Raw genomic sequence first — 26,693 nt, 5'->3', positions numbered from 1 at the left:
CTCCCTCCCCTTAGGCTGTTCGTTCCAAGAAACTTATCCACACGCACACACTAACTCGTCCACCTGCCTATAATTGCACTCCATAGGAACGTGAAAAAACCTCGCCCTATAGGCGAGGTTTCTGTATTTAAAGTTTGAATCGGCGGACATGTTCGTTTAATTGCTCAGCAAGGTTCTATAGGTCTTCAGCCGATTCTTATCTCGAAATAGGATCCTAAAACCTTCTTAGGTCCTGGTTTTTTTACTTATTGGATGTCTCTCAGCTCTTTGAACTTAAAGAAAATAAACACAGAATAAAACGTTACTAAAATCGCACCGACCGCCATAATGTGATGGATGGAAACGCCGAAAGCTAAAACCCCTGATGTTATAGCATAACTGACAGGGATGAGCCCCATAGAAGCAAGCGAAATGAGCCCCATTACCCTCCCAAGCATCTTCTCTTCAATTAAACTCTGAATCGCAGCAACGAATGGAATATTGGAACCCGATAAGGCGAACCCGAAGATTCCAAGACAAAGAATACTCATCCAAAGTTCCGTTGTGAAGCTGAGTCCTGTAAACGCCATTCCTGCTATGACCAGAGCCAACATACCAATTTTCCCTCGGTTCTTTTTCACATTCAACACACCCACCACGATCGAACCAAGCAGCATTCCCACAGCCAAACCTGCTTCAAGAAAGCTGAAATCCATGGCCGTTCCTTCTAAAATGGTCTTCACAAATAACGGAAGTCCCATTGTCAAAGGACCGACTAGGAAGAGATTCATAAAAATTGTCGTCAGAACGACAAGTGAAATAACACGGGAATTTTTCACGTATAGCAAACCTTCCTTAAAGTCATCCCAAAACCTTTTCTGTTCCTCCGACTCTCCTTTCAGTCTTGGTACACGCATAAAGAAAATGAAAGCACTCGCCACGATGAGCATAACCGCTGTTGTCGCAAACACAATTTCATAGTTTCCAAAGGCAATGATGATCCCGGCAAGCATCGGAGCAAGGATGAAGGAGGTCTGGTTGGTCATTTGAATAATGGAATTGCCTCGCGTCAAGTTATCTTTATGAATGATTGAAGGAATGACAGCACTTTCCGCTGCCCAAAAAAAAGCATCCAGAATGCCGAAGAAGAAGGCGAACGTCACAAACGTCCATAACGTAATCCCTCCAAACATAAACCAGACGACAAGACCAATCAGGAGCAGACCACGGATGAAATCTGACAAAAACATGATTTTTGTCTTATCAAAGCGATCCGCCACCGTTCCACTGATAATCATGAATACTACCCGTGGAATACTGACAGCAATATATAGAATGCCAAGGGAAGCCTCTAAACCTAATACATTGACGACATACCAGCTTTGTGAGAAAAGGAAAAAGGAAATACCGAAGCTTGATAAAAGCGCCGCTCCCCATAGCAGCAAAAAGTTTCGATTTTTAAATATGGACGGAATCTCTTTCGATTCCGTTTCTGATTGTTGCAACGCTATTTCATGAACTGTCATTTGAATCACACCTTCATATGTTATTGGTTGATTTCATTGTATAAAAGGTCCATACCTTCATCGATGTGCCCGGGAATGAATCTTCATCCGCCTCGAGGCTGAAATTCTCCTAATCTATGTAAAAAGGGGTTTGCTTGTTGCAAACCCCTGGGATATCAGCCGCCCATGTATTGACTACGGCAGCGATTAATACAATTAAAATATGCTTGGTCATTGGATCCAAACTGTGCGGCACAATTGTTGATACATGTCCGGTACAAATCGTGCTGGCTTTGGCCTGATGGTGGAAACGCTCCTCCCCACGAACCTCCGGGTTGGAAACCTCCGTTGTACCCAGGAGGAAGACCACCAGGACCTACCCACTGCCCAGGAACGGACGGCTGCGGTTGCCATCCTCCACCGCCTGAACTTCCCCACGGAAACGGCTGCTGCCACTGTCCGCCTGTTCCACCACCCCACATGCCCGGGGGAAGCATTCCTCCAAAACCTCCTCCAGCTCCTGGGTTAAACATCCCACCACCGCCGAAAACGATCCGATCCTGATTCCCGTAACTATAATCACTTGGATACTGATTCATTCGACCCGTCCCTTCTAAAAAACTCATACACCCTATATTAAGAACCCAACCCACAAATCGTGCCTATCCTCACCATTTCTCCTTAATTAAGAAACGCTCTCTATTCTTGAAGACTCAGTTTCGAGATGTTCGTGTGATTCTAGGGGCTCCGGGAAAAGGATTGCTTTCCATGGGGCGGAGGGAAACGGTGAGCCTCCTCAGGCTACGCCTTCTGGGGTCTCACCGTTTCCCTCCGCCCCTTTGCCATGGAAGATTCTCGAAACTACTCCTGAAAAGTCAGCTCGTATGGATACGGGAAGTGGATGATTAGAAGACCTCCATAGTACGTAAAACCTTGATTCGGATTGTTTTATAACTTTAACAGTTGGATAGTTGAAGACCACCCAACTTGGTACATGGGTTCGTTTCTCCTTTACATCGAAAGGGGTGGTTGGGAAGCTGCGAGACTCCAGCGGGAATGGATTGGCTGGCAAGACCCCACAGGACGAAGTCCGAGGAGGCTTGCCGTCATCCCCGCAGGAAAGCGAGTAGCTTCCCAGCCACCCCTGAGCTCAATCCTGGCAACGAACCCCGGAAAACATCTCGAAACTGAGTCTTCCACAATCCTGCTATATAGCTTAAGATAAGAATCTCAGAGATTTTGTCGAATTGTTTGTTCCCTTGTCTTACCACTTGTAAGATGGATACTTTTTTGATAGTCTTTTAACTAACTAAATATTTTCTTATTTCAAATGATTTTGAAGTAAGGATAGAGGTGCAATGACATAAGTACACTTGTCGGAGGAGAATGAGCTCCTGAGATGAAGGTGGAAAGGGGAAATTGCCGAAGCGAAAGGGATCTCATATCCCTGATGCTGGTTCTGCTGCTGAACAAGTACAGAACTGTCATATAGGAAACTATATGGAGGGCTATCTTACGCAGGAACGGTTAAAAGTTTCTACGGCAGCAGCGAAGCCCTCGTTGCTGCCGTTTTTATTTTGACTGCCCTAGCCCTCACAACCTCGAACGTATTCAAAATTCTAAACAAAGGTGTGAGGTTATGAATTTCGGCCAGGTATTAACAGCGATGGTGACCCCATTTGACAGAGAAGAGAACATTGATTTTGATGCAACCCGAACGTTAGTCAACCACTTGATCGAAAATGGTTCGGACGGCCTTGTCATTGCAGGTACAACCGGTGAATCACCAACACTAACGACAGAAGAGAAAGTGAGTCTCTTCAAGTTCGTTGTCGAAGTGGTTGACGGAAGAGTTCCTGTCATTGCAGGGACCGGATCCAATAACACGAGAGCGTCCATCCATTTAACTGAAAAAGCCGAGGAAATCGGCGTCGACGCTGTCATGCTCGTGACCCCTTATTACAATAAGCCAACTCAAGAAGGTCTTTACCAGCACTTCTCTACGATTGCAAGATCCACATCACTTCCGGTGATGCTTTATAACATTCCAGGCAGAAGCGTCATCAATATGGAGCCGGATACCGTCATTCGTTTATCTCAAATCAAAAATATTGTGGCGATTAAGGAAGCTAGCGGTGACCTTGATGCAGCAACGGCAATCATTCGTGAAACATCCGATGATTTTGCCGTTTACAGTGGTGAGGACTCCAATACACTTCCATTCATCTCTATTGGAGGTACAGGAATCGTCTCCGTATCCTCCCATGTGATTGGAAATGAAATGCAGGAGATGATCCAAAGTTTTCGCGAAGGCGACTTTGCTTATGCCGCCCGCCTTCACCAAAAGCTTGTTCCTGTGATGCATGCCATCTTTTCTGCACCAAGCCCGTCCCCTGTGAAAGCAGCGCTGAATGCTAAAGGTGTAGAGGTCGGCGGCGTCCGTCTTCCGCTCCTGCCGCTTACAGAAGAAGAACAAAAGCATGTACTCGGTGAACTTGAAAAAGTACAACCGAAAGAAGCGGTAAAGGCTTCATAAGAAAAACCGCCCATCATGGGCGGTTTTTTCATTTTTTGTAGACAATCTCATCAATAATCCCGTATTCCTTCGCTTCTTCCGCACTCATAAAATAATCACGATCGGTATCTTCTGCCACCTTTTCTACAGGCTGCCCCGTGCGTTCGGCGATGATTTCATTGATATGCTGCCTTAATTTAATGATTCTTCTAGCAGAAATCTCTATATCAGCTGCCTGCCCGCGTGCTCCTCCAAGCGGCTGGTGAATCATGATTTCACTATTCGGCAGAGCATACCGCTTTCCTTTGGTACCTGCCAACAAAAGCATTGCCCCAAAAGAAGCCGCCATTCCGGTACAGATCGTTCGTACATTCGGCTGGATATACTGCATCGTATCCAGGATAGAAAACCCTGCAGTCGTCGATCCTCCGGGGCTGTTGATATACAAGGAGATATCTTTTTCCGGGTCATCCGCTGCCAGGTATAAAAGCTGGGCGACGATGCTGTTGGCCATGTGGTCATTGATTTCTTCACTTACCATAACGATCCGGTCTTTCAAAAGCCGGGAGTAGATGTCGTAGGACCTCTCTCCTCTGCTCGTCTGTTCAATGACATAAGGAATCGTATTCATCAGATTTCCCTCCTTTTATGCTGCTAAGGAGAGATCGTTTAAAGGTGATCCTGGAAGCTGATTTCTGGAAGCTGGTTTAAGGAGGACTGGGATCTTTTCAATCAATACAGCTGGATCCTGTATGGTTAGCGTTCTAACCAAGGTTTGGTATAGAAGATCGTCCTCTGAGCGGGTACGCATGATTTGAAGCCTTTCCACCTCTGCACACCTGTTAAGATTGTCACGCGAGCGCTTCAATAATGCCTTCACCCCTGTTTCTTTCATTTGTAGCAATTCTGCTATTTCAGAAATCTTATAATGAAAAGCTTCCTTCAAAATAAAGGTAAGCATTTGCTTCACCGTTAATTTCTCTAACAAAAGCTGAACTAATGTTTCATCGACAGTTTCTTCTTTTATGACAAAGTCATCCGATGCGCTCTTCACCAAGGGTTCCATTTTTTCCTTGCGCTTTTGATCTACCCAGACATGGTAGGCGATTTTCTTAAGAAGGGCTGGTTTTATATCATCCGCATCATAATGCTCACACGCCCTTGCCACCGACTCCTGGGCAAGGTCTCTTCCGTCCCATCCATCGCTCGTTAAGAAAAGACAATAGCGTAATAGTTTCTCATAGTTCTTCTCGATATCCTCAAGCCCAAGCTTCCAATTGAATTGACTCGTATTCAGCTCCACCTTTCACACTCCTTTCGACCTCTCACAGCTATAACGGAAAAATCCATGAAAAAGATATGGGTATTTCTATTTTTATTCTATAGTGATCATCTAAACACCTTTGGTTAAAAAAGCTTAAGGTTATCCATTTTGGGTTAAAGGTTGGAAAAAGGAGAGGTAACGTGTCCACTCGGAAGAATCAGAAGAAAGACATAGCCCGGGTCCTTTTTCTTCTCGCTGTCATCATGCTTAGTCCTTTTCTCCATGAAGCATTCGATTGGTTTGTGAGCCTTGCGATCGTTTTCCTGCTATACTTCATCTTAATGTCACTAATCACTTTTCTGAATCAAAAAAAAAATGATCATTAAAAAAGCCTCAGGCACCAATGCCTGAGGCTTCCTTTTTATACTTCCACTGTCCAACCATAGCGATCTTCTTTTCTTCTACGCTGAATCCCTGTGATCGTATCATAAAGTTCCTGCGATAAGGCACCGATTTCATGGTTGTTTATGACCATCTTCTTGCCGAGCCAGTTCAACTCCCCGACCGGCGAAATGACAGCTGCAGTTCCCGTGCCGAAGGCTTCCTCGAGCTTGCCGTCTTCATAGGCCTGATACAGTTCATCAATTGAAATCCTTCGTTCAGTTACAGGAATTTCCCATTCACGCAAAAGCTCAAGAATTGACGTACGCGTAATACCCTGCAGAATGCTTCCACTCAATGCTGGAGTCACGATTTCTCCATCAATTTTGAAAAAGATATTCATGCTTCCAACTTCCTCGATGTAGCGTTTCTCTACGCCATCAAGCCAAAGGACATCGTTGTTTCCTTCCTCTACGGCTTTCGCTTGAGCCTGATAGCCAGAAGAATAGTTTCCAGCGGTTTTCGCCATACCGGTTCCGCCTTTAACCGCACGTGTGAATTTGTCTTCCACGTTAATCGTTACCGGTTTGATGCCGCCTGAGAAATACGGCCCGACCGGTGATAAGATCACCATTAATTTATATGATTTGGATGGAGCCACCGCAAGGCTTGGTTCTGTCGCAATAATAAATGGTCGTATGTACAGCGACGTTCCTTCAAAAGAAGGGACCCAGTCTTTTTCGAGCTGAACCAATTCTTTCAAGTAACCAAGCACTTCCTCTTCATCGACCGGTGGGATGCTCAAACGGTCACTGGACAGGTTCAAGCGCTCAAAGTTTTTTTCAGGACGGAAAAGAAGCACGCGGTCATCATCCGTGCGGTAGGCTTTCAATCCTTCAAAAACGGTCTGTCCATAATGGAAGATCATCGCCGCAGGATCGAGCGTTAGTGGTTCATAAGGCACGATTCGTGGTTCATGCCATCCTTTATCCTCTTCATAATCCATCACAAACATATGATCCGTGAAGGTTCGTCCGAAAGGAATCTTTTCACTTTCTGGTTTGGCTTTTTTATGGGTTGCTTCGACGATGTTCAATGACATTTTCATGACTCCTTTTCTATGGTGGGCTTCGAATATTAGTATCCATTCTACGCCCATCCTCTTCTTTTTTAAAGGGCATTTGACGGAATGATCAAAAAATTTTTACTACACTGCCGCTTTCTTGTAGTAAAATGCGCGGACCACTCATCTTTTGCTATACTATGAAAAGGTAAAATACGGAAAGGCGGTGTCCCTATTGTTCAAATTGCTGTTAATTGAAGATGACCATACTCTCTTTCATGAAATGGTCGAGCGTCTGTCTCAGTGGTCCTATGATGTTCATGGTATCCATGATTTCAGCCGGGTGATGGATGTATTTACGCATGTGGATCCTCATCTTGTCATCATCGATATTCAGCTTCCGAAGTTTGACGGTTTCCACTGGTGCCGGATGATCCGGGAACATTCCAACGTCCCCATCATCTTCCTTTCTTCAAGGGATCACCCGACAGACATGGTGATGTCGATGAACCTCGGTGCGGACGACTTCATACAAAAACCGTTCCACTTTGATGTGCTGATCGCAAAAGTACAGGCGATTCTACGTCGGGTTTATAACTACAACACCGACCAGAATGAATTGAAAACGTGGCTTGGAGCCACCATAGATTATGAACGGAACCGCATCTCAAATGATGGTGGAACGGTTGACCTCACAAAAAATGAAATGCTCATCTTAAAACAGCTGATTGAGAAAAAAAGCAAAATTGTCAGTCGTGAAGAAATCATCCAGCGTTTGTGGGAAGACGAACGATTTGTCAGTGACAACACGCTCACGGTCAACGTCAATCGCCTGCGGAAAAAGCTTGCAGATCTCGGTCTTGATGATGCCATTGAGACGAAGGTCGGCCAAGGGTATGTGGCGAGGGATGATTCATGATCCGAAAATTCCTGATCGAACGAATCAGCTGGATTCTTCTCATCGTCATCCTTCAGCTGCTCGCCCTGTTCGTTGCGATCGTTGATCAGACCGTTCCGCTTTCTTCCATGCTCTACTACATATTGTTATCAGGACTTCTGGTCGTTCTTTTCCTTTTCATCCGCTACCATAAAGAAACTCGATTTTATACCGAACTCGAGGAGCGGGACAATGACCTCGATTTAACGACATTCCCTGAGGCTGATAGTCCTTTCGAAGCGGTCATCGAGACAAATGTACGTGATCAAATGGAACAGTTGAAGCAGGAATCATCCCGTAACCAGAGTTTACTCGAACAGGAAAAGGACGAGCTTTTATCATGGATCCATGAAGTGAAAACACCGATGACGGCGATGCGGTTGATCATCGATCGCATCGACGATTTCAAACTGAAGTCACAGCTGACTTTTGAATGGATGCGTATCCACCTGCTCCTTGACCAGCAGCTGCATCAGAAACGGATCCCTTTTATCGAAAACGACCTTTATATTGAAGAAGTGGAGCTTGAACCACTGTTGTTTAATGAAATTAAATCGCTCCGGTCATGGTGCATGCAAAAAGGAATCGGCTTTGAAATTGATCTTCGAGCGGAAACGGTGCTGACGGATGCGAAATGGCTAGCATTTATATGCAGACAGCTGATGACAAATGCGATTAAATACAGCGAGGAATCGGACATTACCATCTCAAGTACAGATGAAGCCGGGCGCGTGAAGCTTATCATTCAGGATGAGGGGCGCGGTATCGATCCGAGGGATCTCTCACGCATTTTTGAAAAAGGGTTCACTTCAACGACAACCCACCAGGATCAAGCGGCGACTGGTATGGGTCTCTATTTGACGGACCAGATCAGGAAAGCATTGAAGATCGACATTGATGTGCGATCTGAACTCGGAAGAGGAACAACATTCATCCTCCTGTTCCCGGAACCGAATGAATTTACGAAGCTCAGAAGCATGTGACAAAACTGTCACATGCTTCCGTCATTTTGTTAGATGAATCGAAGGAAAAAAATTTCGAGTGGTTCTACAATAAAGTCATAGCATGAAGGGGGTAACGAAATGAGTTTACTAGTCGCACGAAAGATTCATAAAAGTTACGGAAACAAGTTTATGAAACAACATGTCTTGGAGGGTATTGACCTTTCCATCCAGCGCGGGGAGTTCGTCACGATCATGGGCGCATCGGGATCGGGGAAAACGACGCTCCTTAACGTTTTATCCTCCATTGACCGCGTCAGTCACGGAACAATTTCCATAGATGGGCAGGAGATCACAGGGCAAAAGGATAAGAAACTCGCTGAATTCCGAAAACATCATCTCGGCTTTATTTTTCAAGAGTACAATCTGTTGGATACTCTTACGGTCAAAGAGAACATCCTTCTGCCTCTATCGATTTCCAAAGTGTCCAAAAAGGAGGCGCAGGCGAAATTTGAGGCGGTAGCGAAGGAACTAGGCATTGAAGACATCCAGAATAAATACCCGAATGAAATCTCAGGTGGGCAGAAGCAGCGGACCTCGGCTGCACGGGCCTTCATCCACGAACCAAGCATCATCTTCGCTGATGAGCCGACGGGAGCACTCGATTCCAAATCGGCCTCCGACCTTTTAGATAAACTGAGTGAAATGAATGAGAAGCGTCAAGCGACGATTGCAATGGTCACGCACGATCCTGTCGCCGCCAGCTACAGCAGCCGTGTCATTTTTATCAGAGACGGACAGATCTATACGCAGCTCAATAAAGGCGACCAGACGAGGCAGACGTTCCTTAAAGACATTATGAAGACCCAGGGCGTCCTTGGCGGTGTTCAATATGACCATTAATCAACTGATCTTCCGTAACTTGAAAAAGAACCTGAAAAACTATTATCTCTATGTCTTTGCACTCATTTTCAGTGTAGCCTTGTACTTTTCATTCGTCACCTTACAGTATGATCCCTCCATGAGTCAGGATGGATCGGTCAAAGGCGAAGCGGCAGTCAGAGTCGCCTCTATTCTGCTAATTGCGATTGTGGCTATCTTTCTATTTTATGCCAATGCGTTGTTCATTAAAAGAAGAAGTCAGGAAATCGGCTTGTTCCAGCTGATCGGCATGACGAAAAACCGCATCGCCCGTATTTTAGGCGTCGAGAACTTGATGATATATTTCGGGTCGCTGGCCGTCGGGATTTTTATCGGTTTTGCCATTTCCAAATTGATCCTGATGAGTTTCTTTCGTGTCGTCGGTGTGAATGAAATCGCTGAGCTCAATTTTTCCACCCAGGCCTTTTTCCAGACGCTGATCGTATTTGCCGGAATCTATCTCGTCATCATGGCGACGAACTATCTGTTCATTCACAGACAATCGATCCTTTCTCTTTTCCGTGTAACTTCAAGCGCACAAGGAAAAGTGAAAAAGCTGTCGGTCTGGGAACATCTGATGGGCATACTCGGCATCGGGTTGATTGCATCCGGGTATTATCTATCCTCCCAGCTGTTCGAAGGAAGCATTACGACGATCAACGGATTTTACCTGGCGATGCTTTATATTCTAGGGTCCGTCATCATAGGAACGTATTTTTTGTATAAAGGATCGGTCCGCTTCGTCTCCAATTTGATACGAAAAAATAAAAACGGCTATTTGAACATTAACGAAGTCCTGTCCTTGTCGTCTGTCATGTTCCGGATGAAGTCAAACGCCTTTTTGCTGACGGTAATTACGACGGTGTCCGCACTAGCGATCAGCTTACTTTCGCTGATGTATATCTCCTACTATTCGGCAGAGAAACTGGCTGAGACGACGGTACCGGATGATTTTTCCATCATTGAACCTGAAAAGGCGGATGCCTTTATGGACCATCTGGAAGAAGAAGGGATTGCCTACACAGAAAAATCAATTTCCGTATACGAAGCAGAATTCAACGTCAAAGACATCCTCGATGCAAATTTGGAAGAGTTGAATTTCAACACCGAACAGACGACCTTCTCCGTTATCAGTGAAGTCCATACAGACGGAATCGAACTCAATGAAGGGGAAATGAAACTCACCGGTTATACGGATTTGATGCAGTCCTTTATCTCTCTCCATGATGAAGGGAATGTACAGATCTTATTGGACGGAAACTGGCGCGAACTGGAATATCGAGGGCTCGAAGAAGAATACTTGCTCTCTTCCTATTACGTTGCAGGCGGCCTTCCAATCGGAGTCGTTGATGAGGCATTATTTGAACAGCTGAGCCAGAACTACAACCCTGAAATCCAGACAAAATCTACGCTCTATACCGGAGTGAACCTCGAAGATTCCAGTAAACAAGAAGAGGCTTACGAAATATTTGCTGATATGGGGCTGGATGAAGGAAGAGAAAACGGCTCTCAGTGGCATAGTGCGATGTCGCAGAAACAAAACATGGGGCTCGTCATGTTTATCGTCGGCTTCCTCGGTCTCACCTTCCTGATTACATCCGGTTGTGTGCTTTACTTCAAACAGATGGATGAAGGCGAAGACGAAAAGGGCAGCTATACGATTTTAAGAAAACTCGGATTTACCCGTGGCGACCTTTTACGAGGAATTCAAGGGAAACAGTTATTTAACTTCGGTATCCCTTTATTGATTGGACTCCTGCACAGCTACTTTGCCGTCAAATCGGGCTGGTTCTTTTTCGGGACCGAATTATGGACACCGATGCTGATTGTCATGGGGCTTTACACCGCTTTCTATTCCATTTTCGGACTGCTGTCTGTGCTTTATTACAAAAAAATCATTAAAGAGGCGCTCTGATGAGTGCCTCTTTTCTATTCCGAAGAATGTTCTGGTATAGTAAAAAGACGAGGTGAAAACTATGGACGCAAAAACCATTTTTGAGACAGTGAAAAAACACAAGCCCTCTGTTCTTGGACACGAACAGTTCCGTAAGTTCGCTGTCCTTTTACCAATTATCGAAAAAAACAATGAGCTTCATGTCGTTTTCGAAGTGCGTTCCCATCAGCTGAGAAGACAACCGGGGGAGATTTGTTTTCCAGGTGGAAAAATCGACCCTGAGGACCCTTCTGCAAAAGAAGCGGCAATCCGTGAAACGGAAGAAGAATTAGGCGTGAAATCAGGGCAGTTCACAGAAGTCCATCCGCTCGACTACCTGATTTCACCTTTCGGTATGATCGTCTACACATTTGCCGGATATTTGAATGTGAGCGAAGGCGACCTCGTCCGTAACCCTGATGAAGTCCGTGAAGTGTTTACCGTGCCGCTTTCCTTTTTCATGGAAAATGGGCCGCGCATCCACTACGTCCACTTCGAAGCACAGCCGGAAGCGAATTTCCCATTCGATTTGATTCCCGGCGGAGAAGAATACAACTGGCGAACGCGTCAGCTTGAGGAATACTTTTATATATACGGTGATAAAGTGATTTGGGGGATGACAGCAAGAATCCTTTCCCATTTCGTGGATATTCTGAAAAAATAAATCCTTCTGCCTGTTTATCTACAGAAAAACAGGCAGTAAAACAGCTCTGCGTCATGACGCAGAGCTTTTTCATTACCGGAAATCTTCATCATTCTTTTTAATGAAACCTATAACCGTTCCCATGGTCTTGCCTTTGAAGTTGTCAGGCACCGACTCCCCCGCAGGGTTTGCGTAATAAATCGCGTCTTTCTCCTCACTATAGACAAAACCTAAAGCGGTAAGGGATGTTTCCAACTCCTGAGGGATCTCCTCCATACCTGTCTGCTCTTTATAATAATCCGTCGGATAAATCCAAACATCTACATCATCTGCTCCTGTATGGACGACAAACAAATCATGCTCATAACGGGAAATCCACTGGTTTTTCGAGAAAAGAGCAACTCCTGTGCCTTCAAGTCCCGATATGCCCGTTAAATTAATTCCAAAAATGGCATTAATCATCGTGCGCATCTCCTCGCCGGACATTCTCCCATCAAAGGTCTCCCAGTATAAGTCCATCACCTCTACCTTTGTCATATCAATGATCGCTTCGTCACTGACTTGCTCCTCCAGCGCTTCTCTCACTCTTTGAAGCACGTCATCAGAGTAGGTGCTCTTTTGTTTTCCAACACCCAGTTCAGAAACCGCTTCAAGGTCAATGCCGAACACACCATTGACGATAGCACGGATTTCACCCGGTCTCACTTTTTTGTTGTTACGATCTAAGTATAAATCCATAGCCTTCACTTTACTCAACGATTGAATTTCAACTAATGCATCTGAAAAAGGAAGCGGTCCTTCTGCCTCTTTACGAAGCTGTTTATAAAGGCCGTCTGTCACCTCTTCTGAATACTTCAAATCCTCCGCCTGCTCCAGGACTTGCTTCCAGCTTTTCGCCTCTATCCCTCCTGGTCCAACAGTACAAGCCCCTAAGATGAAAAGAGACAATACTGTCATCATGGTCATCGATTTTTTCTTCTTTTTCTTAAACCACTTGAACATTGTGTACCCTCCATGACTGTTTTGCTGCGGGTTTTCAATGTAGACGCCGGGATGTGACAGGATTCTGGAAAAGCTTCGTCTACGGCTGCTCATATCTATGTTTACTATAATGTTCTTGTCGAATAAAGGAAAGCGATAACTTAATCTTTTACAAACTTTTCAAATTTCTCAATGAAAAAGTGACCACTAACGGAAGGTGTCAGTCTGATGTTATTCGTTTCCACATGGCGTACATTTGACGAGGGTTGGAGCCGATTATAAGTTTATTGCACCATCACAGAGGGAGTACACTAGACAAAAAAGGAGGCGATTGAATGGAATCCTGCGTCATCGTCTGGTTCCGAAATGATTTACGCGTGCACGACCACCGTCCATTGTTACGCGCCTCTTCCCACGGGCTTCCGGTTCTCGCTGTTTATGTATTTGATCAAACCTTATATCGAACGCTTCCCTATGGATTTCCAAAAACCGGCAGACATCGTGCTCAATTCATCAGGGAAAGTGTGGCAGACTTGCGGCAGAACTTAATTCAATTAGGTGTGCCCCTGCTCGTGAGGCATGGAGCTCCTGAAGAAGTTTTCACATCCATATCAAAGAGTTTCAATATACAACAGGTGTTCCTCCATGAAGAGATCGGCAGTGAAGAAATTTCCGTTGAGCGAGAAGTCCGTGAACGACTTCCCCATACCACCTTTACCGTTGACCACGGCCATAACCTCTATCCACCAAGAGACCTGCCCTTTAGCACCAGCGAACTCCCAGACACCTTTTCACAGTTTCGTAAGGGTTTGGAAAAAAGTGGTGTACCAGGTATTACAGAAATATCCATACCAGCATCTGTCCGTGGTGTAACTTTGCCTTCGGGTTTTCCTGAAGGGGAGATTCCTACTTTGCAGGAGCTTGGTTTAGGGGAGTTGGACAGGCCTCCGCGTTACCCTGGAGGCTCGTCTAAAGCCAAAGAACGTCTGCTTCATTATATTTTCAATGCCGATCGGATGAAGGTCTACAAGGAGACAAGGAATGGGATGCTGAGGGAAGATGACTCCTCTAAATTTTCTCCCTACCTTGCGAACGGATGTCTGTCCCCAAAGGTCGTCCTTGACCAGATTCGCAACTATGAAAAGAAATACGGAAAAAATGAGTCCACGTATATGCTTTACTTTGAACTGTTATGGCGCGATTACTTTCATCTGGTGCACCGTAAATATGGCGATCAAATTTTCCATGCTGCGGGGATTAAAAAAGCACGTATTCCCTGGCATGACGACCAAGAGCTTCTGTTCCGCTGGATGGATGGCACGACTGGGTACCCACTCGTCGACGCCGCTATGAGAGAACTGAAGAAAACAGGATTTATGTCCAACCGCGCAAGGCAGAACGCCGCCAGCTTTTTCACAAAAAATCTCGGATTGGATTGGCGCATCGGGGCGGCGTGGTTTGAATCGCAACTGGTGGATTATGATGTTGCCAGCAACTACGGAAACTGGCTTTATATCGCAGGAGTAGGAAATGATGCTGTGCCTTTCCGAGCGTTCAATGTAGAAAAGCAGTCCCTCGACTACGATCCAGATGGTTCCTATTTGCGCCACTGGCTGCCTGAATTAAGGGAGCTTCCAGCACCATGGATCCACCAGCCTAGAGAGATGGGGATGATCGAACAGGAACAGTACGGAGTTATTCTGGGAGAAGACTATCCGCTGCCTATTGTAGATTTGTACGAATCCATGAAAAAAAGAAAACACGAATTTGCCCAAGCACAAAAAAACTCCCGTTAATCCGGGAGTTTTTTCTATTTGCGGCGTTGTTTTCGAATGAAGAAGAAGACCAGAGCTAATATGATGATTGCTGCAACCGCTGCAATGATGATATTTTTCACATTCGGTACAACCATCTCCACCATCATGTTCGTTTCTCCGGCTGCCCGGATGTCCCATTGCAAAACGTCGCCATCCACACGATCCGCATTATGTGACTTCGGTTTTATAGGAAGGTCAAGGGTGAACGTAAGATCCAACTGATCGGCCACGAGTGACTGCATGCCTCCGATGACACCGGAATTAGACAGGTCAAGCGCTGCCTCTACTTTATAGGTCGTTGTGAAAATCCCGCCTTCTGTCGTCATTTCGACGGGAACATTGCCGATCGCAGGCGAAACACCTGCTTCTGTCATACCAGTGGACACAGGCAGGACTTCCATCTCCTGTACATCCTCAAAGTGCTTTTTGGCCCGAAAACCAGTGAAGCCATTCTTCTTATAGGATTCCACTTCGTAACCTTTTGACTCAAGCTCCCCGGTGACGGAATCCATCATATTTTCAGCACGGCCTCCGAAGCGACTCAACGTTTCTTCTTCGACGCCTGCCGTAATCGTATGTTCGCCGCTTCCATCTTTATCGATCTTCAACTTCAGATCCCCTTCCACGCACGCCGTTAAAAAAGTGAGCAAAAGGATCACGGCTAAAACTTGTCCTGTTTTCCTCAAGGTGGACGCCCCCTTCATCTGAATGGTATGTAAGCAAAATCCTTTCATTGGTAAATTCCAAATTCAGCTATTCGATTCTACCTTTTATTGATATATTCTCTGTTGAATGGATATATCCGCAAAGTGGGGCAATATCAGAACTGGTATGACTGATCTGCCTTCATTTTACCATGATATAGAAAGTATCACCTGCATGTTTACGACCCTGGTGGAAAAGATAAACGCAGGAGGGATCAGCATGAACGATTTAACTATCGAAGAATTCAATCAGCGCTTGCAACAATGGCAGGGAGAAGACATACGCATTCAAAAACACGAACTACGTGATGAAGATACCATCACCATGAACCTTGATCATATCTCATATGAGACCCACACACGCAGGCTGGACGATTACACTCCAATGCATGCCCTATACTTACACGGCCAAGGTCAAACAGAAACCGATGCGCAAAGCGCCCAGCCGCTGCCGTCTGCCTATTATGAAATTCCCCTGGAGGATTCGACTCGATACCAGTATTTGAATGACCGCTTCACTTTGGAAACCTCACGAGGGACTTACACCATTGAAAAGGAATAAAGCAAAAGGACGTCTTTTAGTAGAGGCGTCCTTTTTTAGGTCGTTCTTTGTATTCTAAAATTTAAACCCGATCACCACTAAATCAACGGCATCCACACCCGAGCCGTTTTCTGCTTCCGCTTTAATTCCAAGGCCGATCCCCGGAACATTATAGGTACGGTTGAACCTTTCTCCCGGATAAACCGTAATCTGATCGAGGGTCAAAAAACTAACCTGGTTGACTTTCATAAGTAACTTGAACGTGACCGCTCCTTCTGAGACCACCCGGTTTCCTCCAGCCACCCGGATCGTATAAAAAGGGCTGACATCGATGCCCGCCGGATATTCTTCCGTCAAATCGACCGTTTGTCCTTCCTCGACGACCTGCCCGCCTGGTTCTGTGACGAAAAGAAGACGGTTGCCTGAAGTGATTCTGTGGGACATCCTCATTCCTCCCCCATTTGCTCATGGTATATCCTATGTGAGCCAACTTGAAAGCGGAAGGTCTAAGGAACATATTTCAACAAAACTTCCTATCTTCCAAATGGAGGAAATGAACTACCTGCAACGAATGGTATAGAAGGAGACACCTCACAGATCACGTTCACGACTCCCAAAAACTTTTGTTAAAGGAGACAGGCAATGCTTAATTTTAAGAAGTGGTTCATCGTTTTTACAGCCTTTTTTCTCAGCGTACCATCTGTCAGTTTGGCCGGGTCGATCAAGGATGGTGCCTCGGGTAACCCAGGTGAATGGTATGTCGGAGAAACCCCCTCCTCAATCACTGCTAACTCACACCCCATTCTTTTTGTACACGGATTGAACAGCTCCTCAGACACTTGGTATGTGAACAATAATATGTACACAACCGCCTACCAAAGCGGCTATGAAACAGCTTTCATCGACCTTAATGCTGGCAAAAGCATGTGGGATAACGGCGCCCTTTTAGCAGAGAAGGTCAAGGAGATCTATAACTACTTCGGGGAAAAAGTTGTCGTCGTCGCCCATAGTAAAGGCGGGGTGGATACCCAGTCTGCTCTCGTGCATTACGGTGCCGATCCGTATATCGAACGTGTCATTACATTATCCTCCCCCCACCGCGGCTCACAACTCGCAGACCTCGCCTACAGCAGCTGGGCGGGGTGGCTTGCCGGCATCATAGGAAGTAAAAATGATGGAACCTACTCGCTCCAAACCGGCTATATGGATTATTACCGCTCCGTAACCGATAATCAGCCCAATGTGTACAACACTCCTTTTTACACATTCGGTGGCACGAAATGGGGCAGTTTTGGAAGCGCTCTCTATTGGGGTGGTCTTTATTTAAGCTCCTATGGAAGCAATGACGGCGCTGTAACTGTCCAAAGCTCTCGCCTTCCTTATGCTACTGAAGTTAGTGTAGGAAGATGGGATCACACGACCATCAAAGAAGGATCGTCCACCTTTAACCTCTTTAAAGATTATCTGAATGAAAGTATGGCCTATTCGGCTTCTATAGCAAGTTTCGAGACAGCTGCCGTCAAGGAAGAAGTGGGGGCCTCTGCCGGGCATTACGTTACCGGTGGGGAATATGTGGGGACACACAAGGAAAGGGTAGCAGTTGAAAAAGGAGTGTCATCGGTCACCTTCGACTGGATCAGTGACCATAAAGACACCTCCTTAACACTCCAATCACCGAGTAATAAAACGTATGCCGACTTCGATGTAACGGCAGACGATACGGAATTTTTCGACGGGGCGTATCACCATAGCATCACCCTTAAAAATCCGGAATCCGGGAAATGGACACTCGAAACGAAAGCCGACCAAAAAGAAAGCTACCTCCTGAACACAGCCTACGAAAGTCCCGTCGATGCCATGCTAAGTAGTGAAGTGGAAGGAAACCAAATGAAGGTGAAAGCACACAAAAAGCTGAACGTAAACACCGATATGACCATCGAGTACTATGATAAAAATGGAAAGTTGAAAGAGAAGAAGATGCAGGCCAAGAAGAATGGGAAAGACTTTAAGATTCCAAGTCTTGGGGAAGGGGTCTATAACATGACCATTGACGTGAAAGGAACCTACGATGGTACTCCTCTCGAACGGACCATCATACAGTCCGTTTATATCGACGACAAAGGAAAACTGTACACCCCATAACCAAAAAAGACGCCCTACATATCGCAGGGCGTCTTTTTACATTTATTGGTGCACCAGGTCATACAGATAATGGAAATTAAAACACTTTCCCTAAATTCCATTTTTTGAGGTTCAGGGATGTTTTGTCTGATGCAGTGAATTGGATACTGTCGTTGTTGGGTGCTGGGTAGAAGCGGGCGGTAAAGACATGAGCGCCTCCGTTAACAAACACTTCTACAGATGATGTATCGATAAAGACGTGCATGTCCTTCAAGTCAGCAACTTCTGTCTGCCGCTTCTCAACGACACCATTCACGTAACTTTCTCGTTCCAATGTGAAAATTCTTTGCTCACGGGAATAAACGAGACGTGCAGCACCTCCGACTTCAAGTGCGAACCAACCTTCAGAAACATCGATATCTTCAAGTTTAAGCTCTACCGCTTTACCTTTGACACCGTCCACCTCAAGGGTCTCCTGAGTAAGCACTACTTCTCGCTCCACCCCATCATCCTTACGTAAACCTTCAAGCTCCACTACGGGTGTCTGGTAGACTCGTCCATCCATAAGCTTCAGTTCACGAGGCAGGGTCATATTATGGAGCCATTGATGCTTCACAGTCGGGTGTTCCTGTTCATCCTGATCCGGCACGCTCATCCAGCCGAACAAAATTCGGCGGCCGTGTTCATCTTCGGTTGTCTGAGGTGCATAAAAATCAAAGCCGTGATCCAGCTCATAAAAATCGCCATGCTCATAGGAACCATTCTTAGAATTAAAGGCCCCGACAACATAGCCTGCTTGATAGACGTTCTGATACTTCATTCCTTCAGGCTCAAGCCCCTGGGGTGAAAAAACCAGCACGTCCACGCCACCCAGCTCAAACAAATCCGGGCATTCGAACATATAGCCGAACTGGGCAAGACGCCCTTCTCCCCCGCCGGCTAAGACTCCAATATGGGTCCACTCACGTAAATCCTCACTTCGAAGCAGGGCAACTGCCCCTTTTAAAGCTTCCGTCTGAGCGCCGACGACCATAAAGTAAGAACCATCCTGCTCCCACACTTTCGGATCACGGAAATGTGCCGTGTACCCTTCCGGCATGTGTACAACCGGTCCTTTTTTATCAAAATGAATGCCGTCCTTGGACACAGCAAGGCATTGATATGACTCGCGATTGCCTGCCTCATCCTTCACGTTCCCTGTGTAAAAAGCATAAAGCTCGCCATTTTTCTCAATCGCAGATCCTGAATAACAGCCATTTTTCTCAAACCATTCAGAGGGCGTAAGAGCAATATCTTCATGTTTCCAGTTAACGAGATCCTCGGACGAATAATGACCCCAGAACTTTGCCCCATGACCGGTTTTGAAAGGCATCCACTGATAAAACAAATGATAGGTCCCGTTCCACTGAATCCAGCCGTTTGGATCATTCAACAAACCGACGGGTGGCATGATGTGATAGTGCAGACGATAAGGGTCCGATTCCACAAGATTCTGGTACTTTTCCATTTCTTCAAAGGCTGACCGGCGCAATTCCTGATCTTTACTCATCACTTACTCGCCTGCCTCTTCAAGGTGCTTCATCACTTCTTCCTTTGTCGGAAGGGCTGTCATCGCACCTTTCGTCGATGCCGCAAGCGCCCCGGATACGCTTGCGAATCTCGCCATCTTCACTGCTTCCGGTAGCGTGATGGCAGCGATATCGCCTTCATACTCATTCAAGGAGTACAACATACCCGAAACAAACGCATCGCCTGCACCTGTCGTATCGACCGCTTTCACTTTCATTGCAGGGACATGTTGTATTCCATCAGATGTACACACATAGTTGCCTTCTCCACCCATTGTAATCAGTGTCAAAGGAATGTCGTAACCCGCAAGCTTTTCAAGCCCACGTTCAATGTCCGTTTCGCCTGTGATGAATTCCAGTTCTTCCTCCGATATTTTCAAAAGGTCTGCTTCTGAAAGCATCGACTGAATCGTTTCTCTCGCTTGTTCCTCTGAGTCCCATAGAGGGAGGCGTAAGTTCGGATCATAGGAGACGACCATCCCTTTTTCTTTCGCCAAGGAAACCGCATGGCGCGTCGCCTCTTTGACCGTCTCACCAATCATTGAGATCGAACCGAAGTGAAGCACTTTATGAGTATCGAAATCTGAAACGTCGATCTCCTCTGCTTCCAGGAACTGATCGGCACTCGGATGGATGTAAAAGTCAAAGCTCCGTTCCCCGTCCTCGGCATTCGTTACAAAAACAACGCCAGTCCTCACCTCCGGCGTCAGAAACATACGGTGTGTCTGCACCCCGTAGTCCGTGAGCGTTTTTTTCATAAAACGACCGAGCACGTCATCGCCGACTTTTCCTAAGAAGGTAGACGTCGCTCCAAGTCTCGCGACACCTACAGAAACGTTCGCCGGCGCTCCTCCTGGACTCTTTTGATAGTTTGTATTGTCTTGATCTAACGGGATAAAATCGATCAATGCTTCCCCAAGCGAAATGACACCTTTTTTCATCATTCATCCTCCTCAAAAAATGTTCTCTAGCTTTATTATGTTTCATTCACCAATGCAAAACAAATCCTTACCAGCCGTAAGACTAGTAAGGATCCGCCGCTATTATTTCGTATCTTCATTCCATCCGAGCAGAAGCGTCGCAATGATGGATCCACCGATTGCAATTAAACAGCCGATTCCATAATTAATTGGGTCCTGGGCAATCGCGAACATCGGTAAACCAGTCAGACCGATTCCGTTCGCCATCACTTTTGTGAACACAACATAAGCGCCACCCAGCGCACCACCAATGGCCGCTCCGATGAACGGACGACGGTACTTCAAGTTCACACCGAAAATCGCAGGTTCCGTAATTCCAAGAAAAGCAGAGATGCCTGCCGGAAGAGCAATCTCTTTCGTTTTCTTGCTTTTCGTCTTGAAGAAGACCGCAATCGTCGCTCCCCCTTGAGCTACGTTCGCCATCGCCCAAATCGGAAGCAAGTAGTTCCCGCCAACATTCAACAGTTCCGCTTCAATAGCGTGGAAACTGTGGTGCACACCTGTCAGTACGATTGTGGAGTATAAACCACCAAAAATCAGTCCGGCAATCGGACCTGCCGTGTCATACACAACGCCAAGCACAGAAGTCAGTCCATTACCGAGGGTACGACCAAGTGGTCCCACGACCAGCAACGCAACAAACCCTGTGAAAATAACTGTCAAGAAAGGCGTGAGTAATAGATCGATCGCATTCGGAACAACCTTGCGAAAAGCTCGCTCCATTTTTGCCATCACATAAACGGTCAATAGAACGGGAATAACCGTTCCCTGGTACCCGAGCATTTCAACACCAAAGCCCAGAAAATCTAGTGTTTCCGGTTGAGCATCAGAAAGTCCCCAAGGGTTCAAAAGGTTCGGATGGGTCATAATTCCACCAATAACCGCACCTAAATACGTGTTCCCTCCAAATTCCTTCGCAGCACTAAAACCAATCAAGATCGGCAGAATGATGAAGGAGGCAGATGAGAACATATCAAGCATGACGAACATTCCACTTTCAGGATCCACCCAGTTGTATGTGTTCATCAGGCCGAGCAGCCCCATCAGCATACCCGCAGCAACGATTGCCGGGATGATTGGAACGAAGATGTTCGATAACGTCCGGGCAAAACGTGCCAGTGGGTTCATTTTACTTTTCGCCGCATCCTTGTGAGACACGGATTTATCATTTTCCTCTTCTTCCACTGAAGCCCCTACCATTGGACCGAAATGGGTGAATACTTTGTTGACGGTTCCTGTACCAAAAATGATTTGGAACTGACCGGAACTTGAAAACGCCCCTTTGACCCCATCGAGGTCTTCAATGGCTGCTTTATCGATTTGACTCTCATCGTCAATGACGAGCCGTAAACGTGTGGCACAGTGAGTGGCGCTGACTACATTATCCTTGCCACCAAGCAACGAAACCAATTGTTCAGCTACTTCTTTATGATTCATAATACTTCCTCCTTGTCATTTTTAGAAAATAAAAAAGACCTAAAACGCGCACAGTGTGGGTAGGTCATTCGCATACACGAGTCACCTAGCCAACTCTACACATTTTAGGTCTTGCCTGCTTCACCAGTAACAATCCTGCTTTATTCAACTTTGAACAACTTCATTCTAACCAATGAAAACGCTATCGTCAATCCCTTAATAAAATTAATTTACATTCAAAAGCCGCTGAATATGCAGAGCAATGTAGGCAATTTCAGAATTTGGAAAATCAACCCCATACTCTTCCTTTAAAAATCCTGCTACCTTCTCTGATGTTTCATAAGCTTCCTTATATTTCGTTTGAATCAGCTCCAACATATCTTCATCGATCGGTTCGAAGTTGCTGCCCTCTTCCACACGATTCAACGCAAAGCGAAGATGGGTGATTAAACGTTGATAGTTGATGCTCGTCTCTTCGATGGTAAGTCCAGCAATCGTCTCGACCTGCTCAACAAAATCACGCAAAATGGTCGCCGTCTGCAACGATTCACTCATCGACGGCGCATCCATTTTGGCGGTATGAACGTGAAGGGCAATGTGCGCGACCTCATCCATCGGAACTTCTACACCAATCTCGCGCTTAATCTCTTCTTTCGCCCACATCCCGACCTCGAATTCTTTCTTATATAAAAACTTAATTTCATTTGTCAATTTGTTCTGGATCGGAAACCCTTGCTCCAGGCGTTCCAACGCAAACGACAAATGGTCGGTGAGCGCGATATGGATATGATCATTCAAAGGGGCTTCCAAATATCCTTCCGCATGACTGATGATTCGCTCAGCCACTTCAATATGCTTTTCCGGTAAGGTGGATAATAGTTGTTGGAACTTTTCTGAGGACTGGTCTCGTAAGAGGAAGATCTTTTCGATTTTATGTTTCGGTACAATATCATTCCGCTTCTTTTGAAAAGCGACGCCCTTCCCCATGACGATCTTCTCCTGTGGACCATCATAAACAACGACCGCGTTGTTGTTCAGAATTCTGAAAATGCGCATAGTAAGCTCCTCCGCTCAAATGGTTACTCCTTCAATACTACCACGAAGAGAGTCTTCTATGACACAGGAATGGGTGATGAGGGAAATTAGGGGCTCTTAAGAGGAAAAGAAGGTGTGGTTTTTTCTAAAATCATACGTTCCATTTGTAAAGCAGTGGAGAGGACATGGACGAATCCCTCAAGCACGGGCGATTCTACCAGCTGCTTTTTATAATGGTATAAAAGCGGCCGGGCTATTTCTTTACTCACTTCTGGGTCAAAACAATAGAAACTGGTAACTGGAAAATAGAGAGCATCTCCCATTGGAATGAGCGTACCTACAACAACACTGCCTCTTTCAGGCTCCTTCATCTTTCTATCAATGAGGACCACCTCCACCGTTTCATCTGTGACCATGTCCACAGCTACAAAAGCATTGGCTCCGAACTTCTCTCCGATATAATAGAATTTAGGAGTCGCTTTCTCCCATTCTTCAAGCCATGATTTCATCAAAGGGTTTTGCTTTAAACCTTGCTTCCGTTCAACACAAAAATCTTCTACAAAGCTTACGCTCTCATTTTCAGTAACATCATATAGGACCCTCCACCAAAATAAGTTCAACTCAAGCACGAGGCGTTTGTCTTCCGGGGGATCGTGATCCTCCACAAACTCCATCAATAACGGCCGGTACACTTCTCCCACCCTTTCCACTATAAATGAAACAAATTCATTGTATAGCTCAGGCAAAAACGCGTCTACGACTTCTTCTGATAACGGCGGTCCATGACGAAAAGGAGCCGTCTGTTTGGAAGGCTGCGCAAAAGCCACTACATTTTTCTTATCCTCGGTCATTCTCATCCTCCTCTTTATTTAACTGCTTATATACTATTCGACACCATCTGCCAATCCCCTGTATTTTCCTTCCATCCTTTACATAACCCGAACAAAAGAAAAAAGAAGTTCACATGAAATTATTTCCTCAATATGATTCTATATTAAATGAAAATCGGGAAGGCTAATTACTAAACCCTTTCTCTATTTCTTGTTACACTAGAAAACGTGAGAAATTTTTGTATAATCATTCTCATTCAGCCAGCTAAGAATAAATTTTCGACAGATTTTTGTCTTTGTTGACAAATACTCGATTTTATATAATAATAGCTACTGAATTAGAATTATTATAAAAAGCTGCAACAATCCAGCAGCTACTCAAACATACTTTACAGGAGGAATTCTACTATGGCTCTAATCGGTAAAGAAGTACAACCATTCCAGGCGAAAGCATTCAAAAACGGTGATTTCGTTGACGTATCAGAACAAAACTTCAAAGGACAATGGAGCGTTGTCTGCTTCTACCCAGCTGACTTCTCTTTCGTTTGCCCAACAGAACTTGAAGATCTACAAAACAACTATGATGCACTAAAAGAACTAGGTGCTGAAGTTTACTCTGTTTCTACAGATACTCACTTCGTACACAAAGGCTGGCACGATGCTTCTGAAAAAATCAACAAAATCACTTACTCCATGATCGGTGACCCTTCTCAGCAGATCTCCCGTCAATTTGACGTACTGAACGAAGAAGATGGACTAGCTGAGCGCGGTACATTCATCATCGATCCAGATGGCGTTATCCAAACAGTAGAAATCAATGCTGGCGGAATCGGCCGCGATGCAAGCAGCCTGATCGGCAAAATCAAAGCAGCTCAATATGTACGCAACAATCCTGGCGAAGTTTGCCCAGCAAAATGGGAAGAAGGCGAAGAAACACTAACACCAAGCCTTGACCTAGTCGGCAAAATTTAAGGAGTGGAAAATAAATGGTTCTCGATGCACAAATAAAAGCACAATTAGAAGAGTATCTAAAGCTTTTAGAAGGTGACATCGAACTGAAAGTCAGCGCGGGGGACGATAAGGTCTCCCGTGACATGCTGGCTCTCACGGATGAGCTTGCATCCATGTCACCGAAAATCACAGCACAAAACACAGAATTAAAACGCACACCAAGCTTCAGCGTGAACCGCCCTCAAGAAGAAACAGGCGTTACGTTTGCCGGTGTTCCGCTTGGTCATGAATTCACGTCCTTGGTTCTTGCTTTGCTGCAAGTGAGCGGTAGAGCTCCGAAAATCGATGATACGATGATCGACCAAATCACTAACATTTCCGGTGAGTTTCATTTCGAAACGTATGTCAGCTTGAGCTGTCACAACTGCCCGGATGTTGTTCAGGCCCTGAATATCATGAGCGTGCTGAACCCGAACATTACGCACACGATGATCGACGGTGCGGCGTTTAAAGAAGAAGCAGAAGAGAAAAACATCATGGCTGTTCCTTCTGTACACCTTAACGGAGAATTCTTCAGTGGTGGACGCACGACGCTTGAAGAAATCGTTGCTAAAATCAGTGAAGGCCCATCTCCAGAGGAATTCACGAACCGTGAGCCATATGAGGTTCTTGTCATCGGTGGTGGCCCTGCAGGCGCAAGTGCAGCGATCTACTCTGCACGAAAAGGCATCCGTACCGGAATCGTTGCTGAACGATTCGGGGGACAAGTCCTTGATACGATGACGATTGAAAACTTCATCAGTGTGAAAAGTACAGAAGGTCCGAAGTTTGCGGCAAGCCTTGAAGAACACGTGAAAGATTATGAGATCGATATCATGAACCTTCAGCGTGCGAAAAGCTTGCAGAAGAACGACGACAACTTATTTGAGCTTGAACTCGAAAATGGCGGGGTGCTGAAAAGTAAGACCGTTATCATCTCCACAGGTGCACGCTGGCGTCAACTAGGCGTACCTGGTGAGGACGAGTACAAAAACAAAGGTGTCGCCTACTGCCCACACTGTGACGGGCCATTGTTTGAAGGCAAAGACGTTGCCGTCATCGGCGGAGGAAACTCTGGTGTCGAAGCAGCGATAGACCTTGCCGGTATCGTGCAAAACGTAACTGTGCTGGAATTCGCAGACTCACTAAAAGCAGATGAAGTTCTACAAGAACGCTTGAACAGTCTTCCAAATGCTGAAGTGAAAACAAATGCTCAAACCAAAAAAATCACCGGCGATGACAATGTAAATGGAATCACATACATCGACCGTGAATCAGGGGAAGAGCAGCACATCGACCTTCAAGGTGTCTTCGTTCAAATCGGACTTGTACCGAACACCGAATGGATGGACGAATCTGTTGAAAAGAACCGCATCGGTGAGATCATCACAAATAAAAACGGGGCTACAAATGTACCTGGTTTATTTGCTGCTGGTGACGTCACCGATAGCCCGTACAATCAAATCATCATCTCTATGGGTGATGGTGCAAACGCGGCGCTTGGAGCGTTTGATTACTTGATTCGGAACTAATTCGAATAGACGAGGTATAGGGACCCGCCCTATACCTCTTTTTTTATAGCTATCTTTAAATATTAGTGAGGTATTAACGAATCATAGATAAGGTTG

The 26,693-nt window shown here is 45.7% G+C and carries 24 protein-coding genes and 1 riboswitch; of the genes, 11 read left to right on the top strand and 13 right to left on the bottom strand.

Features of this window, described 5'->3' with window-relative positions:
* Positions 1–245 precede the first annotated feature (245 nt).
* Together J0K78_RS09305 and J0K78_RS09300 are read right to left on the bottom strand one after the other, a co-directional pair.
* On the bottom strand, positions 246–1,505 hold the full coding sequence (locus tag J0K78_RS09305) for an MFS transporter (RefSeq protein ID WP_206946427.1): 1,260 nt from the start codon (positions 1,503–1,505) through the stop codon (positions 246–248).
* A gap of 155 nt (positions 1,506–1,660) precedes the next feature.
* Entirely contained in the window at positions 1,661–2,083 is a 423-nt protein-coding gene (locus tag J0K78_RS09300; RefSeq protein ID WP_206946426.1) for a hypothetical protein, read from the bottom strand.
* Positions 2,084–2,824: 741 nt separating this feature from the next.
* Positions 2,825–3,003: riboswitch (Lysine riboswitch) on the top strand.
* 120 nt (positions 3,004–3,123) lie between these two features.
* Here J0K78_RS09300 and dapA point away from each other — a divergent pair.
* Entirely contained in the window at positions 3,124–4,020 is an 897-nt protein-coding gene (dapA, locus tag J0K78_RS09290; RefSeq protein ID WP_206946425.1) for a 4-hydroxy-tetrahydrodipicolinate synthase, read from the top strand.
* 28 nt (positions 4,021–4,048) lie between these two features.
* On the opposite strand, the gene clpP is transcribed toward dapA, so the two are convergent.
* The 3 genes from clpP to J0K78_RS09275 form a co-directional block, all read right to left on the bottom strand.
* Entirely contained in the window at positions 4,049–4,630 is a 582-nt protein-coding gene (clpP, locus tag J0K78_RS09285) for an ATP-dependent Clp endopeptidase proteolytic subunit ClpP (RefSeq protein WP_206946424.1), read from the bottom strand.
* Positions 4,631–4,645: 15 nt separating this feature from the next.
* On the bottom strand, positions 4,646–5,302 hold the full coding sequence (locus J0K78_RS09280; protein WP_206946423.1) for a sigma factor-like helix-turn-helix DNA-binding protein: 657 nt from the start codon (positions 5,300–5,302) through the stop codon (positions 4,646–4,648).
* Between the two features lie 382 nt (positions 5,303–5,684).
* Positions 5,685–6,752: a branched-chain amino acid aminotransferase gene (locus J0K78_RS09275; protein ID WP_370551103.1), complete on the bottom strand. Its 1,068-nt coding sequence runs from the start codon at positions 6,750–6,752 to the stop codon at positions 5,685–5,687.
* A 190-nt stretch (positions 6,753–6,942) separates the two neighbouring features.
* Here J0K78_RS09275 and J0K78_RS09270 point away from each other — a divergent pair, with 190 nt between their 5' ends.
* From J0K78_RS09270 to J0K78_RS09250, 5 genes are all read left to right on the top strand, one after another.
* Positions 6,943–7,626: a response regulator transcription factor gene (locus J0K78_RS09270; protein WP_206946421.1), complete on the top strand. Its 684-nt coding sequence runs from the start codon at positions 6,943–6,945 to the stop codon at positions 7,624–7,626.
* Positions 7,623–8,627, top strand: a complete 1,005-nt coding sequence (locus J0K78_RS09265; RefSeq protein ID WP_206946420.1) for a sensor histidine kinase — start codon at positions 7,623–7,625, stop codon at positions 8,625–8,627. Before J0K78_RS09270 ends, J0K78_RS09265 begins: the two co-directional genes overlap by 4 nt.
* A gap of 99 nt (positions 8,628–8,726) precedes the next feature.
* A complete protein-coding gene (locus tag J0K78_RS09260) occupies positions 8,727–9,488 on the top strand; it encodes an ABC transporter ATP-binding protein (protein WP_206946419.1) in 762 nt (253 codons plus the stop codon).
* Positions 9,478–11,421 (top strand): ABC transporter permease, encoded by a 1,944-nt coding sequence (locus J0K78_RS09255; protein WP_206946418.1) that lies wholly within the window; start codon positions 9,478–9,480, stop codon positions 11,419–11,421. Before J0K78_RS09260 ends, J0K78_RS09255 begins: the two co-directional genes overlap by 11 nt.
* Positions 11,422–11,482: 61 nt before the next feature.
* Positions 11,483–12,103, top strand: a complete 621-nt coding sequence (locus J0K78_RS09250; protein ID WP_206946417.1) for an NUDIX hydrolase — start codon at positions 11,483–11,485, stop codon at positions 12,101–12,103.
* Positions 12,104–12,175: 72 nt separating this feature from the next.
* Here J0K78_RS09250 and J0K78_RS09245 read toward each other — a convergent pair whose 3' ends face one another.
* Complete coding sequence (locus J0K78_RS09245) at positions 12,176–13,084, bottom strand: hypothetical protein (RefSeq protein ID WP_206946416.1); 909 nt, start codon at positions 13,082–13,084, stop codon at positions 12,176–12,178.
* Positions 13,085–13,398: 314 nt separating this feature from the next.
* On the opposite strand from J0K78_RS09245, the gene J0K78_RS09240 reads away from it, so the two are divergent.
* Complete coding sequence (locus tag J0K78_RS09240; RefSeq protein ID WP_206946415.1) at positions 13,399–14,859, top strand: DASH family cryptochrome; 1,461 nt, start codon at positions 13,399–13,401, stop codon at positions 14,857–14,859.
* A gap of 14 nt (positions 14,860–14,873) precedes the next feature.
* Here the strand turns inward: J0K78_RS09240 and J0K78_RS09235 are convergent, their stop codons facing one another.
* Positions 14,874–15,566: an LppM family (lipo)protein gene (locus J0K78_RS09235; RefSeq protein ID WP_206946414.1), complete on the bottom strand. Its 693-nt coding sequence runs from the start codon at positions 15,564–15,566 to the stop codon at positions 14,874–14,876.
* Between the two features lie 238 nt (positions 15,567–15,804).
* Here J0K78_RS09235 and ymzB point away from each other — a divergent pair, with 238 nt between their 5' ends.
* Complete coding sequence (ymzB, locus tag J0K78_RS09230; RefSeq protein WP_160910570.1) at positions 15,805–16,146, top strand: protein YmzB; 342 nt, start codon at positions 15,805–15,807, stop codon at positions 16,144–16,146.
* A 54-nt stretch (positions 16,147–16,200) separates the two neighbouring features.
* Here ymzB and J0K78_RS09225 read toward each other — a convergent pair whose 3' ends face one another.
* The gene (locus J0K78_RS09225; protein ID WP_160910569.1) at positions 16,201–16,569 is read right to left on the bottom strand and encodes a hypothetical protein; all 369 of its coding nucleotides are present in this window, start codon (positions 16,567–16,569) and stop codon (positions 16,201–16,203) included.
* Positions 16,570–16,767: 198 nt separating this feature from the next.
* Here J0K78_RS09225 and J0K78_RS09220 point away from each other — a divergent pair, with 198 nt between their 5' ends.
* Positions 16,768–18,267 (top strand): esterase/lipase family protein, encoded by a 1,500-nt coding sequence (locus J0K78_RS09220; protein ID WP_206946413.1) that lies wholly within the window; start codon positions 16,768–16,770, stop codon positions 18,265–18,267.
* A 76-nt stretch (positions 18,268–18,343) separates the two neighbouring features.
* Here J0K78_RS09220 and J0K78_RS09215 read toward each other — a convergent pair whose 3' ends face one another.
* The 5 genes from J0K78_RS09215 to J0K78_RS09195 form a co-directional block, all read right to left on the bottom strand.
* Complete coding sequence (locus tag J0K78_RS09215) at positions 18,344–19,795, bottom strand: glycoside hydrolase family 32 protein (protein ID WP_206946412.1); 1,452 nt, start codon at positions 19,793–19,795, stop codon at positions 18,344–18,346.
* Between the two features lie 3 nt (positions 19,796–19,798).
* Complete coding sequence (locus tag J0K78_RS09210) at positions 19,799–20,755, bottom strand: aminoimidazole riboside kinase (protein ID WP_206946411.1); 957 nt, start codon at positions 20,753–20,755, stop codon at positions 19,799–19,801.
* 102 nt (positions 20,756–20,857) lie between these two features.
* Positions 20,858–22,231, bottom strand: a complete 1,374-nt coding sequence (locus J0K78_RS09205) for a sucrose-specific PTS transporter subunit IIBC (RefSeq protein WP_206946410.1) — start codon at positions 22,229–22,231, stop codon at positions 20,858–20,860.
* A gap of 204 nt (positions 22,232–22,435) precedes the next feature.
* Positions 22,436–23,266 (bottom strand): PRD domain-containing protein, encoded by an 831-nt coding sequence (locus J0K78_RS09200; RefSeq protein WP_206946409.1) that lies wholly within the window; start codon positions 23,264–23,266, stop codon positions 22,436–22,438.
* Between the two features lie 86 nt (positions 23,267–23,352).
* A complete protein-coding gene (locus tag J0K78_RS09195; protein WP_206946408.1) occupies positions 23,353–24,096 on the bottom strand; it encodes a hypothetical protein in 744 nt (247 codons plus the stop codon).
* A gap of 387 nt (positions 24,097–24,483) precedes the next feature.
* Between J0K78_RS09195 and ahpC the strand changes: the two genes are divergently transcribed.
* On the top strand, positions 24,484–25,047 hold the full coding sequence (gene ahpC / locus J0K78_RS09190; RefSeq protein WP_146814671.1) for an alkyl hydroperoxide reductase subunit C: 564 nt from the start codon (positions 24,484–24,486) through the stop codon (positions 25,045–25,047).
* A gap of 14 nt (positions 25,048–25,061) precedes the next feature.
* Positions 25,062–26,597 (top strand): alkyl hydroperoxide reductase subunit F, encoded by a 1,536-nt coding sequence (gene ahpF, locus J0K78_RS09185; RefSeq protein ID WP_206946407.1) that lies wholly within the window; start codon positions 25,062–25,064, stop codon positions 26,595–26,597.
* Positions 26,598–26,693 lie beyond the last annotated feature (96 nt).

Origin of the sequence: Halobacillus sp. GSS1 (genome assembly GCF_017307035.1) — a bacterium.
GTDB lineage: Bacteria > Bacillota > Bacilli > Bacillales > Halobacillaceae > Halobacillus > Halobacillus litoralis.
The sequence above is the reverse complement of the archived record's forward strand: the minus strand, read 5'-3'. Positions and strand labels throughout refer to the sequence as shown.

Excerpts from the sequence above, each read along its gene's own strand:
- J0K78_RS09305 (WP_206946427.1), bottom strand. The coding sequence starts at position 1,505 with ATGACAGTTCATGAAATAGCGTTGCAACAATCAGAAACGGAATCGAAA.
- J0K78_RS09300 (WP_206946426.1), bottom strand. The coding sequence starts at position 2,083 with ATGAATCAGTATCCAAGTGATTATAGTTACGGGAATCAGGATCGGATC.
- dapA (WP_206946425.1), top strand. The coding sequence starts at position 3,124 with ATGAATTTCGGCCAGGTATTAACAGCGATGGTGACCCCATTTGACAGA.
- clpP (WP_206946424.1), bottom strand. The coding sequence starts at position 4,630 with ATGAATACGATTCCTTATGTCATTGAACAGACGAGCAGAGGAGAGAGG.
- J0K78_RS09275 (WP_370551103.1), bottom strand. The coding sequence starts at position 6,752 with ATGAAAATGTCATTGAACATCGTCGAAGCAACCCATAAAAAAGCCAAA.
- J0K78_RS09265 (WP_206946420.1), top strand. The coding sequence starts at position 7,623 with ATGATCCGAAAATTCCTGATCGAACGAATCAGCTGGATTCTTCTCATC.
- J0K78_RS09260 (WP_206946419.1), top strand. The coding sequence starts at position 8,727 with ATGAGTTTACTAGTCGCACGAAAGATTCATAAAAGTTACGGAAACAAG.
- J0K78_RS09255 (WP_206946418.1), top strand. The coding sequence starts at position 9,478 with ATGACCATTAATCAACTGATCTTCCGTAACTTGAAAAAGAACCTGAAA.
- J0K78_RS09250 (WP_206946417.1), top strand. The coding sequence starts at position 11,483 with ATGGACGCAAAAACCATTTTTGAGACAGTGAAAAAACACAAGCCCTCT.
- J0K78_RS09245 (WP_206946416.1), bottom strand. The coding sequence starts at position 13,084 with ATGTTCAAGTGGTTTAAGAAAAAGAAGAAAAAATCGATGACCATGATG.
- J0K78_RS09240 (WP_206946415.1), top strand. The coding sequence starts at position 13,399 with ATGGAATCCTGCGTCATCGTCTGGTTCCGAAATGATTTACGCGTGCAC.
- ymzB (WP_160910570.1), top strand. The coding sequence starts at position 15,805 with ATGAACGATTTAACTATCGAAGAATTCAATCAGCGCTTGCAACAATGG.
- J0K78_RS09225 (WP_160910569.1), bottom strand. The coding sequence starts at position 16,569 with ATGTCCCACAGAATCACTTCAGGCAACCGTCTTCTTTTCGTCACAGAA.
- J0K78_RS09220 (WP_206946413.1), top strand. The coding sequence starts at position 16,768 with ATGCTTAATTTTAAGAAGTGGTTCATCGTTTTTACAGCCTTTTTTCTC.
- J0K78_RS09215 (WP_206946412.1), bottom strand. The coding sequence starts at position 19,795 with ATGAGTAAAGATCAGGAATTGCGCCGGTCAGCCTTTGAAGAAATGGAA.
- J0K78_RS09210 (WP_206946411.1), bottom strand. The coding sequence starts at position 20,755 with ATGAAAAAAGGTGTCATTTCGCTTGGGGAAGCATTGATCGATTTTATC.
- J0K78_RS09205 (WP_206946410.1), bottom strand. The coding sequence starts at position 22,231 with ATGAATCATAAAGAAGTAGCTGAACAATTGGTTTCGTTGCTTGGTGGC.
- J0K78_RS09200 (WP_206946409.1), bottom strand. The coding sequence starts at position 23,266 with ATGCGCATTTTCAGAATTCTGAACAACAACGCGGTCGTTGTTTATGAT.
- J0K78_RS09195 (WP_206946408.1), bottom strand. The coding sequence starts at position 24,096 with ATGACCGAGGATAAGAAAAATGTAGTGGCTTTTGCGCAGCCTTCCAAA.
- ahpC (WP_146814671.1), top strand. The coding sequence starts at position 24,484 with ATGGCTCTAATCGGTAAAGAAGTACAACCATTCCAGGCGAAAGCATTC.
- ahpF (WP_206946407.1), top strand. The coding sequence starts at position 25,062 with ATGGTTCTCGATGCACAAATAAAAGCACAATTAGAAGAGTATCTAAAG.